At 74.9% G+C, this 768-nt stretch carries 1 protein-coding gene; it reads right to left on the minus strand.

Going from position 1 to position 768, the window contains the following annotated elements; genetic code table 11:
* Nucleotides 1-729: helical backbone metal receptor (locus F3J15_RS37485; RefSeq protein ID WP_240161558.1), on the minus strand; the 729-nt coding region annotated here is incomplete at its 3' end.
* Nucleotides 730-768 lie beyond the last annotated feature (39 nt).

The raw sequence follows: 768 nt of genomic DNA on the forward strand, positions 1-768 counted from the left end.
GGCCGGCGTCGCGCCGAAGCCGGGCGTCGCGAGCAGCGCGGCGCGGCCGCCGACGGCCGCGAGCCCTTCGTCGGAGATCAGCACGATGTCGGGCGCGGCGGCGGCCAGCGCCTCGGTCGTCAGCGGCTTGTAGTGATCGAAGCCCTGCATCGCGTTGTGCGCGCCCGCGTAGCGGATCATCGCGTCGGCGGCCGTGCGCTGGCCGGCGACGAGCGCCTGGTTGCCGGTATGGTTCAACACGAACAGCACGCGCGGCGGCTGCGCGCCGCCGGGCGCACGGGCAGCGACCGCATCGCGCGCGGCCTGCCAGTCGCGGTCGAAACGTTGCAGCAGCGCGGCACCCGCGTCGCGCACGTCGAGCGCCTGCGCGACGCCCGTGATCTTCGCGCGCACCGATTCGACGTCGTGGCGTTCATCGAACGTCGTCACTGCGACGCCGGCGTTTTTGACTTGCGCGATCGCGGTGGGCGGGCCGGCTTCCGCCGACGCGAGCACGAGATCGGGCCGCAGCGACAGCAGCCCCTCGGCCGACAGCGCGCGCTGGTAGCCGACCTTCGGCAGCCGCTTCGCGGCGTCGGGGTACGTGCAGGTCGTGTCGGCGCCGACGAGCCGGTAGCGCGGCGTTTCCGCGCCGCCGAGCGCGAACGCGGTTTCCGCGAGTGCGCCGCCGATCACGACCACGCGTTTCGGTGCGGCTTGCGCACTTTGGGCGAGCACGCTGCCGGGCAGCGCGCCCGCGAGCGCGCCGGCCGCCGCGCTCGCCAGCAG

Source organism: Burkholderia sp. Ap-955 (assembly GCF_011753045.1).
GTDB lineage: Bacteria > Pseudomonadota > Gammaproteobacteria > Burkholderiales > Burkholderiaceae > Burkholderia > Burkholderia lata_D.